Genomic DNA, 15,903 nt, shown 5'->3' with positions numbered 1-15,903 from the left:
AAGAGTTATTTTACAAAAAGAGGAATATTTTTTCGTAATATTGAAATATCCTACTCGAAAACTTTATCGAGGTTCGATTGATCCAATTGATCATACACAGTAAAAAATTCTTTCAGCTGCTCAAAGACAAGCAGATTCTTTCCTTCAAGGTCGTTTTCTACTTGCAGTACAAGCAGCGGCTCATGAAGACTCATCCGCAGCAAGAACCACCCGCTGCCGTATTCTGCCGAAACGTTCACACGAAGTCCTTCATGATTTTCAGGATCAATCGTCAGTCCTTGTGTTTTAGCAGCAAAATCAGCCAAGTCACGAATCACACCTTCTCCGTAATCACGAACATTTTCTGCAAGAATCTTGAAACGAATTTCTTGGGTTTCAGCCGGCTGTTTCAAATCAGCAATCAAATCGCTGAGCGTTCGTCCTTCTTCCCTCAATCTCGGCAAAAGCATCAGCAGCTTCGCAATCACATAAGCGCCGTCATCTAAATCATAATTCTCCTTAAACGCTGCATGCCCGCTGGTTTCTATAGCTAAGGGAGTTTCAATCCCTTCGTTGTTCAGCTCGATCATCTTGTTGATGACATTCCTGTATCCAGAGATATAGCGTACCTGTTTACCGCCTTTTTCCTCAATGAAATCCTTCAGGTGACTGGATGTAGGAGAATTGGTAACAATACTGCTGCCTGGATATTCCTCCAAAACGATTGTTGCCAATACCGCAATCAGATTATTTCGGTTGATCACCTCGCCAGTTGGGTCTACAACGGCTGAACGGTCAACATCTGTGTCAAAAATCACGCCTAAATCTGCTTGATTTTTCAATACAGCCTGACGGATGCTCTCCATCGCTTCTTTGTTATCCGGATTAGGGATATGATTCGGGAATGTTCCATCCGGTTCTAAAAATTGTGAACCTGAAGTATCTGCCCCTAATGCCGCCAATACTTTTTCAGCAAAGAAGCCGCCGGCACCATTTCCTGCATCAACGATGATATGAAAGCCCTCCAGCGGATTCTCTTTGGTTGTTTTCATTCCTTTACGGATTTTCCCCACCATATCTGCTGCATAATCAGTCAATATCTCTGAAACAGTTACACTTCCTGTTCCAGTCGCCAAGTCTTCCGTGCTGTGACTCGCAATATAAGCGATATCTTCCTTTTCTGCACCGCCGTCTTTAGTAAACAGCTTCAATCCGTTGAAGTAATATGGCAGATGGCTGGCAGTGATCATGATTGCTGCATCGCAATCATACTGCGGAAACTGCGTTGCCATAAACATGGCAGGAGTCGTTGCCAACTCGAAGTCCAGTACATGGATCTGATGGTCAGTAAAACAATCAATCAGCGCCTGCTTTAAGCTGCCCGCCGTGATCCTGCTGTCATGCCCGATCCCGATTTTCAGCTTCCCAGCTTCATGCTTTTCTCTCAGCTGCTTTTGATCTCTCAGCCAGTGAATCATTCCAGTTCCTATTTTCTTGACCTGATCTGGGGTCAGGTTGGCTTTGTATTCCTCAGTCTCTACAGCAATTCCACGAAAATCCGATCCATTTTGTAACGCTTTCAAATCCATGTACTTAAAACTCCCTTCATTTGTTTGTATCGTTTATGTTTTGTTATGAATTATTCATTTCTCATCATGGCTTCAAAACGCTCAACAAGAATCACTGCTTCCGCTTCAGATCTGGCGATAATAATGATTGTGTCCACTCCTGCAACGGTTCCCGCAACCTCACTGTAATTGACCATATCTAAAAAGTTGGTGACCACGTCTGCTCTGCCCATGTCTGTGTGGACAATAACTGTAAATTGCACACGTTCAATTCGTATCACTGAGTCTTTGATTGATTCCTTCAGCTTTTCCTCTTGACTGTCTGTTTTCGTCTGAGAAAAAATCGCATATTTCACCTGTCCGTTAGAGCCATGTGTTTTAACAATACTCATTTCTCGTACATCTCTGGATACTGTGGCCTGCGTAGCCTTCACTCCCGCATCCTCTAAACGTGAAATCAGTTCTTCCTGCGTTTCTATTTCATTTTCAGTAATGATTTGACGAATCAATCGCTGACGATCTGCTTTCTTCATCTACACCGCTCCTGTTTAGTATTTTCTTACATTATAGCGAAAGTCATAAAAAAAATCAGGTATTTTTGGTAAATTTTACTCTTTTTAGCAAATTCACATAAATCTCTGTTGATCATTCTGAATGATATCCCTTATGAATACAAATGAAATGCTGAGTTACAACAATTGTTCCGACTGTAGCTGAACCTATTTTTCCATGCAATCGAATTGCTATTTCCCCATAAACAAAACGAGGTCGGGACAAAAACATCTAGCTCCTGCGTCTGTGGTTCTCGCTATGTTTCGGACCTCGAAGCACACAGAAGTTGTCACGCTGTTTATTCGGATTTAAGGAAGCAAAAAGTGTGGGGCAATAATCTGCTCCCACGCTCGCTTATTACAGCTTTATTATTCAGTTGAAGACGATCACTTTAGATTCACTCTTATTGCCTTTGTAATCTTTGTTGATTAGATGCACCAATTTCTCCTGCCCTTTGGCAATAGTTATTTGGAAGGCACCTTGCTCATTCGTTTTAGTACTTGTCAGAAGAACACCATCCACCGTTTCAATCACGATTTCAGTATTCTTTTCTCCTGTTCCCTGCACAATACAACCATCCGCTGTATCATTGATGGATGTGATCGCTGCAGCTGACGGCGGTGTGCGATCTGTATTGACTACCTTAGGCTCAGAAAGGATTGTAAGAGCATAGTCCTTCGAAAAGAAAATCTTATACCCCAGCTTCGCTCCAAGCGATGCTCTGATTTCTCCATCTGCCTGTGCCTGATAGGTCAGGTTTCTGTTTTGCTTTTTCGTTCCTTTTAATGCTTCATCTCTCGTCGCATTCCCCAAGCCGTACACAACATTCGGGTAGGTAACCAGAGAATACGTATCGTTCAATGCAGAAAATGACAGCTCATAGGTCTCTCCGGCCTTCACAGGGATCATCTGTCCAACTACGCCAAAATTATTATAGTTTTTACTATAGATGCGTAGTGATTCGCCCATTTGGAAAGCAGTCACAGCATCAATGTTCTGCTCCTTTTTAAGGATAAACTCGCCTGCGGCATTTTTGCTTAGCGGACCTGTATTGAATTGCTGATTATCTACACTAATTGCCCAATCTGCAATTTGTGTTTCAGCAGCATTAAATGTCGGGTTTTTCAGTAAATTAACATCTGGAGCTATTTCAGGATGTTTTGTTTCTAGTTCTCCAATTGTTGTTAGAAATGATTGGACTGCCGCAACATACTGCTCAGGCGCTACAGCTAATGACACACCATGTCCGGCGTCAGCTACAGTCAACTTTTCTTTATAGCCAATTGCCTTGTCGTATAATAAATCTTGTGCCGCCGGAGGAATAAAGGTATCCGCTGCTCCGTGAATAAATAGTTTAGGAATACCAGTATCATCGACTGCTTCAAGTGGTGATGTATTGTAAATATCCATACCTAAAACAGGCTTCGTTTTTTCCTCATTCAGCTTGTGGATCAGTGTCGCTTCTCGGCCTTTCCAATCGTATTTTTCGAACATCGCATTCGATCCAAGGAAATGCTCAAGGAGTCCCAGTGTATCCTTAAACTGCTGTTCTACCGATGAATAACTGCAATCTGCTATATAAGCAATTACATTCGGATGAGCGTTCTCCTGTGAAAGTATCGTCGTAGCCGCGCCCATTGAAACACCTGCCAGAATAACTTCCTGTCCTGGCTTCATCTGAACCTCTTGGTCGATCCAGCCATTCAGGTCATCCTTTTCATAATGTCCAAATGTAATATATGATCCTTCACTACTATTGTGTGCACGTATATCAGGAATCAGTACATTGTAGCCCATATCTGAAAACATTTTTGCATGCGCCAGCATACTGTTCTGTCCTGAACGGTAACCATTATGAACAACTACCGTCTTCGTCGCACCATTATCAATATAACGAGAGTATAGATTAATGTTCTGTGCTGTTGGTACTTCATAAACTGTTTGTATTCTTTCTGATGTGTTCGTCAGACTATTGAACCATGCCACATATGGGGCAAGATTCTCTTCAAGCTCAGCTGAGTCCGAGCCGACAATCATAGAGTACAATGCATCATCTCGTCTGAATCCAAAATCAAATGCCATCTCTATTACTACGCGATCTAGAATACTGTCCATGATGCTTCGACCTAAAAGATTTCTCCCAGCATACTCTTCTACGTATTGCCCAAGATAGCCTGAAATTTCCTGTTTCTCCGCCTCTGTCAAATTCTCCGCAAGCTCAAGTGCTGAATTTGAGCTGCTATTCTGATCGACAGCGCTGGCAGAATCTTCACCTACAAGATAAATCCCCCCATTGATTTCTTGATACGCGTTTCCCTCTGCTTTTGCCGAGGTGGTGCCCATGACACTCCCCATAACCAAAAGTGAGCTGGCTGTGATAAATAACTTCTTTTTCATTCTATCCCTCCACTTTCTTTTCTCTATATAAAACCTGTTAAATTAATTCCTGCATAGTAAAGCGAAACAAATCAGTCTTCATACTTTCTCCCGAGAATCATCGTAGACCTAAAACCATAGACACATGTTATTTACACAAATGCTTTGTCCAAAAATACAATAAGACAACATTCATAGATACAACAATAAAACAATGAACCTCTTTTCCCCGCAATGCAGACACAGGAATCGTTACAATGAAGCACTCATTTAACAAGAATTATATAACTAGAATGATAACAAATTATTTTACACAAAGATATATAAATTTAACTTAAAGGAGATTAAAACCTCATTAATGAAAACATGACAGTAAAAAAAGAAGAACTGCCTTAAAGTTGTAGATAAAAACTTTAAAGCAGTTCTTCTTTTATTGATTTCTAGTGTTGCTCAGCTTTTTTCAGATTATTTGGACACTGCTCACTCTTTGATCAGCTTATTTTTTACCAGATAATCGTGTGCAACGGTTTGAGGCTCTTTTCCTTCTACATTTACCTGATAGTTCATGTCGCTCATTTCTTCTTCAGTGATTTTACCAACCAAGGGAGACAGCCATTCTTCCAACTCAGGGTATTCCTCCAAGGTTTCTTTCCTCAGCAGCGGCGCTCCCTGATAAGGAGGAAACAGCTGTTTGTTATCTTCCAAGGTCACTAGGTCATACTGCTTCAGCTCGCTGTCCGTTGAATAAGCATCGACAATATTTACATCCCCATTATTGATTGCCTGATAACGTAATGAAGGCTCCATCGATTGGACGTTCATAGTCAAGCCATACAGCTCCTGCAGACCTTTATATCCATCATCTCGATCGATAAATTCCAGTGTGAATCCAGCCTTCAATTGACTGGCAATACTTTTCAAATCTTCGATAGTTTTCAGGTTATGCTCTTCTGCAAAGCTTCGCTTCACCGCAACAGCATACGTATTTTGGAATTTCATCGGCTCAAGGTAAACCAGATTATCCTGCTGGGCAATTTCCTTTTTCGCATACTCGTACACCTCTTTCGGATCGTTCGATGTATTCGTATTTTCAGAAAGAAAGGTTTCCAATACGGTTCCCGTATACTCTGGATAGATATCGACTTCGCCGGATTTTAGTGCGTTGTACAGGAAGCTGGTTTTTCCAAAGTTCGGCTTCAGCTCCACCTGAATATCGCTGTTCTCTTCGATCAGCTCTTTATACATGTTGATGATGATATCTGGTTCTGCCCCTAATTTACCAGCAATTGTTATTGTTTTCTGTTGTCCGTCATAGCTTGAATACGCAAACGAGCCAACCAGCAGAGCCAACAGCAAAACAAAGGAGGTAATAATTTTCTTCACACTGGCCTTTTCCAATAGATGGATTCCGTAGTTGAATAACACAGCCAGTACAGCAGAAGAGATCGCCCCAATCAGGATCAGGGAAATATTATTCCGATCAATCCCTAAAAGGATAAAGGTCCCCAAACCGCCTGCACCGATCAACGCTGCAAGAGTGGCAGTCCCAATGATCATAACTGCAGCTGTTCGAATGCCGGAAACAATATATGGTAATGCCAGCTGAATCTCAAATTTTACCAGCTTCTCTTTCTTAGTCATCCCAAAAGCTTCCGCCGCTTCTTCCAAGGAAGGATCTATTTCTGTCAGACCAGTATAAGTGTTCTGCAAAATAGGAAACAGGGCATAGATCACTAGTGCAATAATTGCCGGAGGCGTCCCAATCCCAATCAGCGGAATCAACAGCCCCAGTAAGGCCAATGAAGGAATCGTTTGGAAAATCCCAGTGATTTGCAGGATAGCTTCTGCGATTCTTTTATATTTTGTCAGCAGGATTGCTACAGGTACAGCAATTAAAATCGCAATCAACAGCGACAGTAGTGAAAGCTGGATATGCTCCACCAGTGCTTGAATGTAATCATCTTGTCTGGCAGCAAAGGTCTCAATCAAATTAGTCATTCCGTGTTTCACCTGCTTCCAGTTGTTTTTCCAAAAAGAGGATGATCGTTTGAGAAGTGATCAGATACACTTCCTCTTCTATGGCAACAGTGACGCTCTGTTCTTTTGCCAGCAGACGAACTACCTCAGATAAAGGAGTCGTCAGAGCTACCTCAGTCCCGAGAGGACGATCAGTCTTATCCAACAAGGACCACTGGCCTAAGTCCTCAACTCGATAATCCTCCAATCCCGGAGAATCATCTTTGAAGAATTGTGCCACAAACTCGTTCTTCGGACATTTTCTGATTTGCTCCGGTGTATCCACCTGAACGATCGCACCGTCCTTCATGATGCAAATCCGATCCCCCAAAAGCATGGCTTCATTCATATCATGGGTCACAAAAATAATCGTGCTGGCCAGCTCTTTGTGCAGTTCCTTGATGAGCATCTGAAGCTGGCTTTTAGAAATTGGGTCCAGCGCACTGAAGGGCTCATCCATCAAAATAATATCCGGTTTCGCGGCAATCGCCCGCAGAATTCCTATCCGCTGCTGTTCACCACCAGACAGCTCAGCCGGCTTTCGATACATGTATTCCTCCGGCGGCAGACCAACCTTTTCAAGAAGCTCCTTCGTCCGTTCTCTACGCACTTCCTTCTTCCATGCCTTCAGCTCAGGGATCAGTTCGATGTTCTCTGCGACGGTCATATTTGGAAACAGCGCAATCTGCTGTAAAACGTAGCCGATACGCAAGCGAAGCTCTTTCAAGTCATAATCAATAATTCGTTTCTGGTCAAAATAGATATCTCCATCTGTGGGCTCAATCAAGCGATTGATCATTTTTAATGTGGTCGTTTTCCCGCTTCCGCTCGGACCGACCAAGACGAAGAATTCACCATCCTGGATCGAAAGATCATATTCTGCCAACACTTTTTGGCCGCCATATTCCTTCGATACTTGTTGAAATTCAATCATGTTTACACCTCTGTTTCTTTTCAATTTTTAACTCACTTGTTATTTAGTATACGGTATCCTTTTTTTTCTTACGAATATCTTGTTTTTCTGATACTTTAATAAGATAGCCTTTAATATTGAAAAGAGGGATACATGCTTTATGCTTCACTTTTCAGTATGACGAAAAAGGAAGAATAAAAAAAGTACGCACTTTATTATCAGATAGTTACTCTTAGGTGACCTACTGCTTTTTCCAACCTAATTGATTGCACCATTGAGCTGCACCTTTTAAAGAACGTACGTTCTTTTTCGTGTTTCTATTTTAACATTAGGTAACAATCGAAAGTCAAGCCCCAATTTACATTTATTTTAGGTTATACTAAAAAAGTACAATAAAAATATAGGAGGAGGAGGATGCATGCGAAAATCTTTTCAAGATGTTCTGATGGCTATTACACCAATGACTCTACTTATTGTCATTTTGTCTTTTGCCTTTGCACCGCTGCCAACTGAGGACTTAGTCGTCTTTTTGATTGGTGCAGGAATCATGATTATAGGAATGGCGTTGTTCTTATTTGGCGCTGACCACTCAATGATGGCGGTAGGCGAACTCGTCGGAAAGTTCATGGTCAAGAAAAAGAATTTAGGAATTATTCTTGGTTTAGGGTTTCTGATTGGTATTGTGATCACCATTGCTGAACCATCCGTACAAGTTCTTGGGCAACAGGTCAACGAAATCTCTGAAGGTGCGATTTCACGCACGCTTATTTTAGGAGTCGTCAGTGTGGGGACAGGAATTTTCCTGGCTTTAGCGCTGTTGAGAGTCGTATTTAAATTTTCTTATTACAAAATGATGCTGATCGGCTATCTTCTCGTTTTGATCGCTTCATTTTTCACCAGTCCCGAATTTATGCCTATCGCCTTTGATTCAGGCGGAGTTACCACGGGACCCATCACCGTTCCATTTATTCTTTCACTGGCAATCGGAGTTACTTCGATGATCAAGCAAAACAAACACGAAAATGACAGCTTTGGTATGGTAGGCGTTGCCTCACTGGGACCTATTCTAGCTGTGATGGCATTGGGGGTTATCTTCCGATGAACCTTAATACTCTTCAAATGAGGCTTTTTACAGGCTTAGGGACTGTTACAAGGGAAGTGCTGATGGCTGTTTCGCCAATCATCATTATCTTTGTTCTATTGAATTTCACAAGCTTTAAGCTGAGAAAAAGGCGATTTGCTAAAATCATGATTGGTTTCGGCATCACAGTTGTCGGACTCATTCTATTTCTTCATGGTGTAAATATCGCTTATGTGCCAGTTGGACGACACTTAGGTGCGTCTCTTGCTGCACTGGAAAACAATTATATTTTGATTCCTTTAGGCTTTCTCATGGGCTTTCTAGTTGGCTTTGCTGAGCCCGCGATCCACGTCATGGTAAAAGAGATCGAGAATATCAGCGAAGGACGGATTCGCGGTAAAATCATGCTGGTTTTTGTTTCCGTTGGTGTAGGTGCTGCCGTTGGATTATCTATGTGGCGTTTACTGGCTGGATTTTCTCTGTACTACTTTTTGATTCCGGGATACATTTTGGTCTTCCTTTTAGGACGAAAAGTCGATAAAATGTTCTTAGCAATGGCATTCGACAATGGCGGTGTGGCAACAGGACCGATGTGTTCCACATTTATTTTGTCCATGTGTGTCGCAATTGCCGGACAAATCGATGGACGTGATCCGATGATAGACGGCTTTGGTGTTGTCGCAATGATCGCACTGGCGCCTATCTTATCTACGCTTGTACTAGGTTATATCTACAAGCTGAAAGATGATCGGGATGAGAAGCAACGACTAGAGAGACAAAAATTATCGGAGGAAGAAGGATAAATTGATGAAAAAACTAGTAGCATTAAATCTGGAGCTGATCGTTACGATCGTTGACGGCGGCAGTGGTCCAGATGTTATTGATATTACTAAAGGTGCCGGCGCATCCGGCGGAACGATTCTTCACGGCAGAGGCGCTGGCGTCCATGATGCCGGTCGTTTTCTGGGAATTGAGATCGAACCGGAAAAAGATATCGTATTGACATTGGTTCCTGAGTCTTTAACAAACAAAGTTCTGGACGCATTAAGTGTCGAGATGAAGCTATGTCAACCAGGCAACGGTATCGCTTTTGTTATCGATCTGGACAAGGTTATCGGGATTTCAAAAATTGCCGAATACAGCAAAGTCGTAGAATTAGATAATTTGCTGGATGAAGACAAACGTTAAGTCATAACTATAAAAGCTGAGAGTGGGACAATAATCTGTTGCCACTCTTTTCCATACCCTAAATCCGAATAAACGGCGAGTCAGAAGTAGCTCCTACGACAATAAGCCGGAATTCAACAAAAATTTGTGAAACAATTTTCGTGAATTCCGGCTTATTGCTTGTAGCTAAACACTTCTGTCTCAGCCTCGGCTTTTATTGACAGTGTTCAAATAACCCTTATACTAAAGAGGACAAAAGGAGGGAGACAGTTGAAGAAAAGAGATTTTATTGTTCAGGATCTTTTAAGCAAGATTTATCAAGACCATTTTGAAGACGGAAAACTCCCTGATCAACGAGCACTTGCTGGTATGTATCAGGTCTCTCGTTTCACGATTCAAGAAGCCATCAAGAACCTGCAGGAAATCGGTGTGATTCGTACGGTACAGGGCTCCGGCATGTACATTCAAGAACGCTTGAAAAAAAATCCGTTGATTTTTAATTCATTGACTCGCACTCCTTATAACCGTATCAGCTCCAAGCTGATTTCTCTTGAAAAGAGAGTATCCACACCTGAGGAAGCACAAATTTTTCAATTCCAACTACCGGAAGAAATCTGGGTATTTGAACGCGCACGAATCGTTGATTATTCCTTTGAACAAATAGAACAGTCAAAGATGCCGGTCAAGTTGTTTCCAGATCTTTCAAAAAAGCACATTGAGCATTCGATTCAGGAATATGTTGAAAAACAAGGATATCAAATCTCTCATTACATCACCAGCTACACACCGACATCTATCACAAAAAATCAAGCGGAGCTACTGCTATGTAAAAAGGGAACACCTGCCATGCTGATTCAAAATCGCTGCTTGCTAAAAGACGGCAGTGTATTTGAATACAGTGAGATCACTGCCATTGATTACACCTGTACCTATATCCGCCCCTTCGATCGAGAAATCCATGAAGCAAGAAACAGCTGATCCGCTTTTTTGGACCAGCTGTTTTTTTATTCTTTCACTTAAGGTGTAACGATCGTTCCATCAGGGGTTCGGCTCTGTGTCCATTCATGAGGCCTGTAAACAACAGGAAACTCCTGTGCTGCCGCTTCATCAAAGGTCACACCGATCCCAGCCTCTTCTATCGGATAAAAATACCCGTTTTTCGGCTTTGGTACATTTCCAAAAATCCGTTCAGCATTTTCCTGAACTGGAATATTTTCTTGAATGGCGGCATTATGCAGATGAATATTCAAATGTGTATTAACCGCCAGACCAACTGGTGTAATATCTGAAGGTGTATGCCAAGCCATTCGAATCCCCATCGCATCACAAAAATGAGCCAGTTTGATTGCCGGAGTGATTCCTCCGATTTGGGAAACATGCGCTCGCATGTAATCAATTTGACGATGGAGAACCAGTTCTTTCCATTCCATCGGATTATTGAATAGCTCACCTGTAGCAATCGGCGTAGTTGATTGGCTGCGCAGCTGTTTCAGCCATTCATTTTGATCCGGCGGCAAGATATCTTCCAAAAAGAACAACTGATACTGCTCAGCTGACTTAGCAAACTGCAATGCCTGATTCGGGTGCAGTCGTTCGTGAACATCATGTAGAATCTGAAAGTCATTGCCATACTTCTCACGAATGGCTCCAAACATTTTTAAAGTCGTTTCCATATACTCTTGTTGATCAAAGTACGAGCCCTCAAGGGGAGCTTCCGGCGTTTGCAGATTCGTAGGACTGCCGCCGTAAAACCCTAGCTGACAGCGGATATACTGGTATCCTTCTTCACGAATTTGATCGATTTCTTTGTATAAAGAAGGTAAATCTTCTGCTACTGCATGTGTATATGCGGGTATTGCTGTACGTGCTTTTCCTCCTAAAAGCTGATACAAGGGCATATCTGACAGCTTTCCTTTGATATCCCATAATGCCATATCCACACCTGAAATTGCATTATTGGTAACAGGTCCGTTACGCCAATAAGAATTCACATTCATGACCTGCCATAAATCTTCGATTGCATTCGCATCACGCCCTATCAAAAGCGGCTTCAAGTACTCATCAACCACCGTCTTCACTGCCAACGGTCTAAATTGAAACGTTGCACAGCCTAAACCATGTACACCTTTGTTTGTCTCAATTTTTACAACAACTAAATTGTGACGGTCCGGTTTGATTGCAAAGCTTTTCACATCAGTAATTATTGTCGGTGTCATTTATCATCATCCTCAGCATCATGTTTGTTTTACACAAGCTATTGAAACATGCCGATACAGCCCTTGTCAATTTGGACTGAACTTCAGCCGTCAATCCGGATAAAACCAGTCCAATTTATTTTAAAAACATACTAAAACACTTATTATTAAAGGATTTATCATAATATTCTTCATTTTTAGGACTGGTTTTCAAATCGAAAAATCCATGCTATTATCAAACATGTAAACGGAATCAATCGGCCGAATGAAATAAAGAAAAAAGGATGATTAGATGAAACACGAGCAAGCCGTCAAACAAATGATTCAGGCAATCGGCGGAAAAGACAATGTCAATAATGCCTGGCACTGCATGACCCGCCTACGCTTCAATTTAAAGGATAAAGAACAGATAGACTATCAAGCACTAGAAAAAATCTCGGGTGTTGTAGGAACAAAGTATCAAAGCGATCAATTGCAAATCGTCATCGGGACGACTGTCGCAGATTATTATAGTACGTTAGCAAAGCTTCTTGATTTGGAGCAGCAGGAAGTGATTGAGACACAGAAAAAAGGACTGGTTTCCCTATTTATGGATACTGTTTCGGGGGTATTCGGTCCACTCGTTCCAGCAATTGCAGGAGCTGGTATGATCAAAGGCTTGACCGCCGGATTGGTTGCATTAAATCTGATTTCCGCAGAATCACCGACCTATATCGTGATCAACATGCTGGCAAGCGGCGTCTTCACGTTTCTGCCGTTTTTCGTTGCAGCATCTGCAGCTAAGATATTCAAAACCAATCAATATCTGGCAATCGCCATTGCAGCGACCTTACAATTTCCAACAATGACTGAGGCTTTAGCTTCCGGTGATGTTTCCCAGTTTCTGGTATTTGGCTTCTTACCAGTGCCGGTCTTCAATTACGCTGGCACAGTCATTCCGATCATTTTTGCAGTCCTATGCTTAAGCTATATTTATCGTTGGGTGGATAAAGTACTTCCAGAAGTATTACGAACTGTTTTCACACCAACACTTTCATTGTTTTTATCCGGACTGCTGACTTTGGTGGTCATTGGACCTATCGGTATCCATTTAGGCAATTTACTGGCAGGTGCTGTCAGTTGGTTATTCTCAATCTCTCCGGTACTTGCCGGGGTAATCGTCGGAGCGATCCGACCGATTGCGATCCTGACTGGATTACACCATGCCATGACGCCTATTGCATTACAGAACTTTGCCAACCAAGGCTATGACATGCTGATGCCGATGATGTTCATGGCGAACATGGCAATCACCGGTGCGACAGCTGCAATGTATACAAAAGTAAAATCGAAAGAAGAAAAATCAGTCATTATTTCTTCCGCAGTTTCAGGTCTACTGGGTATCACTGAGCCTGCTCTATTCGGTGTTTTGACCCGTTATAAAAAAGCATTTCTTGCCGCAACTATTGGCAGCTCGATTGCATCAGCCTTCATCAGCTTTTTCGGTGTACGAATCTACGGCTATATTCTATCCAGTATTTTCAGTCTGCCAGCTTACATCGGCGAGTATTTCATCTTCGCTGTATTGGGAATCATTATCGCTTTAGGCTCTTCCTTTGCAATTGCCTACTTCCTTGTTCCTAAAGAACAGGAAGATGGCGAAACCTTTACAAATGAGCTTGAGCTGACCGCTATCACAGATGGCGTATATATCCCATTAGAAGATGTCAATGACTCTGTTTTCTCAAGTAAAATGGTCGGCGACGGCTTCGCAATGAGCTCGCTGTCAGGAGAAGTTTTTTCACCGGTTTCAGGTAAGGTCTCAACGATTTTTCCAACCAAGCATGCGATTGGCATAACAGCGGATAATGGGCTCGAAATCCTGATCCATATGGGTATTGATACAGTCAGTTTAAATGGCGACGGTTTCGAATTGTTTGTTCGGGAAGGACAGGCTGTAACTCCTCAGACAAAATTAGCACATGTTGATTTACAGCTATTGGCGGAAGCTCAGAAAGATTCTTCAATCATCGTTGTGGTGACCAATATGGATAAGGTTGCTCGCTTCAGCGGAGAGTATGATCTAGAAGGCAGCCATCGACCAGGAGCACCAATGGAAAAAGTGGTGCTTATTTAAAACACACTAAAGGTCTCAACGAATGGAAAACTATTCGTTGAGACCTTTTATATTATGGGAAGAAACGCTCAGATACAGCATTTCGTCATTACTCATTCTTACTCTGTTAAATCTATTTTTTTCCCGACAAAGTAAATGATGACCCCACCTACTGTCATAGAAGCCAATTCTCCTAAGCCGATCGTCAGCCAATTGAAGAAAAACGGCGCATCGTACAGAAACGTCAGCTGTCCGGCAATAGTAAACATTGATAAAGCAAAGAGTATAGCTGTGATTGCCATTTTTACCTTCTGATTTTTGACAGGCTTTGTTACTACCCGACAAATCACTAAGACAAGAAATGTACAGATACTGCCAAAAACCACATCGATCCAGCCAAGTGGGGATGCCATATTAGCAATGGCAACGCCTAAAGTTACTGCAACGATATAGCGTTTATTGTACAATGCCAGGTAATTGAACATTTCCGACAGACGGATTTGCAGCCAGCCGTAACCAAACGGGGCTAATACAATAGTAAGGGCAACATAAAGACTAGTCACAAGCGCCATCTTCGTGAGCTCGGACACACTCCATGCCGTAGTACGGGTTTTTTCATTATTCATTTGTCATTCTCCTTTAGGCTATTTGCCTTGATGAACTGCGGCCAAAGGAAAGGCTTAACGCCACTGAAGTGCCGCAGTGCGATAAATCGCTAGTAACTATCTTACCTAAAACAAACCGTTATTTCAACAACCAACCGCCGTCGATTGGTACAATCGCTCCTTGTAAATAAGCGGAAGCCTCACTAGCTAGAAAAAGTGTCAAATCTGCCACCTCTTCCGGCTGTGCCCAACGCTTCAACGGTGTCTCGTTCGCAACCCATTTCGCCATCTGAGCGTCACCTGCAAAATCAGCTGCATTCATGGGCGTTTGAATGGCTCCTGGTGCAATCGCATTAACATGAATACCATCCTCGGCATAATCCAATGCCAGCTGCTTCGTATAGCCTGCAAGGGCGTGTTTAGCCGCCGTATAGGCTGCACCACCACCGCCGGCAACCAAGCTGGCGATTGAAGCTGTATTAATGATCGTTCCTCGCTTATTTTTCAGCATTTGCGGCAGCACCAGATTTGTCAGATGAAAAACAGCGGTAACATTTGTGTCCATGATGCGCTGCCATAGCGTATCCGATGTTTCCAATGTCGGCAGGTAGTCATCCAATATCCCTGCTGTGTTGACTAAATAATCGATGCAGATCCCCTGCTCCAGAATTTCTGAAACAATCACTTTCATCTTTTCATGATCCGTCACATCCAGCTGATAAAATGAAAATGTTGAATATTCCTCAGCCAGCTTCGCTATCGTTTCGACCTGTTTGTCCAATCCAATAACAATAGCCCCTTGTTCTAAAAAACGGCTTGTCTGTGCATGACCGATTCCTGAAGCTGCACCAGTGATCAATACTACTCGTTCTTTAAATTCTGTATACTGGATCATTCCACGATTTTCCAATCATTAGCAAGAATATCACAGACTGTTGGTGCAAAGCTTGAAAAGCCTTCATCGGCTGTTTTGATCAGAAAATATGGCGTAACCGGCGCGTTGTCATACACTTCGCCCTCTACCAATGTGACATAAAGCTCAAAGCCTCCCCAACCCTCACGAATGATTTTTTCTCCTGCCTTCAATTTTGGTAAAATCTCTTCAAATGTCATCTTGTCTACATCCCCTCTTTAAAAATTACTCTGATGCGACTATAGCATAACTATGGAGGAAATGAAAACTGCCTTTTAGTATTCACTGATTGAACAACAGCAATTGCCCCGATGCACAATAATCAAAACCTCCAGTGTGAACTGGAGGTTTGCTCTGCGGCTGTAAGCCTCTATTACCGGCCAGAGCCTGAAAGGCTCACTGAAGAAAAGGTCTCCCACGTGCACCACATTTCCTCACGGCTC

Annotated in this window: 14 protein-coding genes; 5 read left to right on the top strand and 9 right to left on the bottom strand. The window is 42.5% G+C overall.

The genetic code is table 11. From position 1 onward, the window contains the following. Positions 1-50 precede the first annotated feature (50 nt). The 5 genes from I6N96_RS13150 to I6N96_RS13130 all read right to left on the bottom strand — a co-directional run bounded on the left by I6N96_RS13150 (position 51) and on the right by I6N96_RS13130 (position 7,425). Positions 51-1,568 carry a phosphohexomutase domain-containing protein gene (locus I6N96_RS13150; protein ID WP_209558012.1) on the bottom strand — a complete coding sequence of 506 codons (1,518 nt, stop codon included), beginning with the start codon at positions 1,566-1,568 and terminating at the stop codon, positions 51-53. 50 nt (positions 1,569-1,618) lie between these two features. Continuing rightward, complete coding sequence (gene argR / locus I6N96_RS13145; protein WP_209558011.1) at positions 1,619-2,080, bottom strand: arginine repressor; 462 nt, start codon at positions 2,078-2,080, stop codon at positions 1,619-1,621. Between the two features lie 391 nt (positions 2,081-2,471). Then, on the bottom strand, positions 2,472-4,496 hold the full coding sequence (locus tag I6N96_RS13140) for an alpha/beta hydrolase (protein ID WP_209558010.1): 2,025 nt from the start codon (positions 4,494-4,496) through the stop codon (positions 2,472-2,474). A gap of 459 nt (positions 4,497-4,955) precedes the next feature. After that, on the bottom strand, positions 4,956-6,473 hold the full coding sequence (locus I6N96_RS13135; RefSeq protein WP_209558009.1) for an ABC transporter permease/substrate-binding protein: 1,518 nt from the start codon (positions 6,471-6,473) through the stop codon (positions 4,956-4,958). After that, the gene (locus tag I6N96_RS13130) at positions 6,466-7,425 is read right to left on the bottom strand and encodes an ABC transporter ATP-binding protein (RefSeq protein WP_209558008.1); all 960 of its coding nucleotides are present in this window, start codon (positions 7,423-7,425) and stop codon (positions 6,466-6,468) included. The genes I6N96_RS13135 and I6N96_RS13130 overlap by 8 nt, the downstream gene beginning before the upstream one ends. A 397-nt stretch (positions 7,426-7,822) precedes the next feature. Between I6N96_RS13130 and I6N96_RS13125 the strand changes: the two genes are divergently transcribed. The 4 genes from I6N96_RS13125 to I6N96_RS13110 all read left to right on the top strand — a co-directional run bounded on the left by I6N96_RS13125 (position 7,823) and on the right by I6N96_RS13110 (position 10,630). Continuing rightward, positions 7,823-8,506 (top strand): DUF1538 domain-containing protein, encoded by a 684-nt coding sequence (locus I6N96_RS13125; protein WP_209558007.1) that lies wholly within the window; start codon positions 7,823-7,825, stop codon positions 8,504-8,506. Beyond that, complete coding sequence (locus I6N96_RS13120) at positions 8,503-9,288, top strand: DUF1538 domain-containing protein (protein ID WP_209558006.1); 786 nt, start codon at positions 8,503-8,505, stop codon at positions 9,286-9,288. The genes I6N96_RS13125 and I6N96_RS13120 overlap by 4 nt, the downstream gene beginning before the upstream one ends. A 4-nt stretch (positions 9,289-9,292) precedes the next feature. Further along, positions 9,293-9,673 (top strand): P-II family nitrogen regulator, encoded by a 381-nt coding sequence (locus I6N96_RS13115; protein ID WP_209558005.1) that lies wholly within the window; start codon positions 9,293-9,295, stop codon positions 9,671-9,673. 249 nt (positions 9,674-9,922) lie between these two features. Next, positions 9,923-10,630, top strand: a complete 708-nt coding sequence (locus I6N96_RS13110; protein ID WP_209558004.1) for a GntR family transcriptional regulator — start codon at positions 9,923-9,925, stop codon at positions 10,628-10,630. Between the two features lie 38 nt (positions 10,631-10,668). Here the strand turns inward: I6N96_RS13110 and I6N96_RS13105 are convergent, their stop codons facing one another. Further along, positions 10,669-11,868, bottom strand: coding sequence for an enolase C-terminal domain-like protein (locus tag I6N96_RS13105; RefSeq protein ID WP_209558003.1), 1,200 nt, complete (start codon positions 11,866-11,868; stop codon positions 10,669-10,671). A gap of 271 nt (positions 11,869-12,139) precedes the next feature. Between I6N96_RS13105 and I6N96_RS13100 the strand changes: the two genes are divergently transcribed. Then, positions 12,140-13,963: a glucose PTS transporter subunit IIA gene (locus I6N96_RS13100; RefSeq protein ID WP_209558002.1), complete on the top strand. Its 1,824-nt coding sequence runs from the start codon at positions 12,140-12,142 to the stop codon at positions 13,961-13,963. A 98-nt stretch (positions 13,964-14,061) separates the two neighbouring features. Here the strand turns inward: I6N96_RS13100 and I6N96_RS13095 are convergent, their stop codons facing one another. From I6N96_RS13095 to I6N96_RS13085, 3 genes are all read right to left on the bottom strand, one after another. Beyond that, a complete protein-coding gene (locus I6N96_RS13095; protein WP_209558001.1) occupies positions 14,062-14,568 on the bottom strand; it encodes a QueT transporter family protein in 507 nt (168 codons plus the stop codon). A 118-nt stretch (positions 14,569-14,686) separates the two neighbouring features. After that, positions 14,687-15,457: a 3-oxoacyl-ACP reductase gene (locus I6N96_RS13090; protein ID WP_430650156.1), complete on the bottom strand. Its 771-nt coding sequence runs from the start codon at positions 15,455-15,457 to the stop codon at positions 14,687-14,689. Further along, positions 15,439-15,660 (bottom strand): DUF2829 domain-containing protein, encoded by a 222-nt coding sequence (locus tag I6N96_RS13085; protein WP_209557999.1) that lies wholly within the window; start codon positions 15,658-15,660, stop codon positions 15,439-15,441. Before I6N96_RS13085 ends, I6N96_RS13090 begins: the two co-directional genes overlap by 19 nt. Positions 15,661-15,903 lie beyond the last annotated feature (243 nt).

Source organism: Enterococcus larvae (genome assembly GCF_017830045.1).
In the GTDB taxonomy this organism is placed as follows: domain Bacteria; phylum Bacillota; class Bacilli; order Lactobacillales; family Enterococcaceae; genus Enterococcus_L; species Enterococcus_L larvae.
This window is presented reverse-complemented; position numbering and strand designations above follow the sequence as displayed.

What these genes read in the sequence shown, in the direction of transcription:
- I6N96_RS13150 (WP_209558012.1), bottom strand. Translation starts at nt 1,568, where the DNA reads ATGGATTTGAAAGCGTTACAAAATGGATCGGATTTTCGTGGAATTGCT.
- argR (WP_209558011.1), bottom strand. Translation starts at nt 2,080, where the DNA reads ATGAAGAAAGCAGATCGTCAGCGATTGATTCGTCAAATCATTACTGAA.
- I6N96_RS13140 (WP_209558010.1), bottom strand. Translation starts at nt 4,496, where the DNA reads ATGAAAAAGAAGTTATTTATCACAGCCAGCTCACTTTTGGTTATGGGG.
- I6N96_RS13135 (WP_209558009.1), bottom strand. Translation starts at nt 6,473, where the DNA reads ATGACTAATTTGATTGAGACCTTTGCTGCCAGACAAGATGATTACATT.
- I6N96_RS13130 (WP_209558008.1), bottom strand. Translation starts at nt 7,425, where the DNA reads ATGATTGAATTTCAACAAGTATCGAAGGAATATGGCGGCCAAAAAGTG.
- I6N96_RS13125 (WP_209558007.1), top strand. Translation starts at nt 7,823, where the DNA reads ATGCGAAAATCTTTTCAAGATGTTCTGATGGCTATTACACCAATGACT.
- I6N96_RS13120 (WP_209558006.1), top strand. Translation starts at nt 8,503, where the DNA reads ATGAACCTTAATACTCTTCAAATGAGGCTTTTTACAGGCTTAGGGACT.
- I6N96_RS13115 (WP_209558005.1), top strand. Translation starts at nt 9,293, where the DNA reads ATGAAAAAACTAGTAGCATTAAATCTGGAGCTGATCGTTACGATCGTT.
- I6N96_RS13105 (WP_209558003.1), bottom strand. Translation starts at nt 11,868, where the DNA reads ATGACACCGACAATAATTACTGATGTGAAAAGCTTTGCAATCAAACCG.
- I6N96_RS13100 (WP_209558002.1), top strand. Translation starts at nt 12,140, where the DNA reads ATGAAACACGAGCAAGCCGTCAAACAAATGATTCAGGCAATCGGCGGA.
- I6N96_RS13095 (WP_209558001.1), bottom strand. Translation starts at nt 14,568, where the DNA reads ATGAATAATGAAAAAACCCGTACTACGGCATGGAGTGTGTCCGAGCTC.
- I6N96_RS13085 (WP_209557999.1), bottom strand. Translation starts at nt 15,660, where the DNA reads ATGACATTTGAAGAGATTTTACCAAAATTGAAGGCAGGAGAAAAAATC.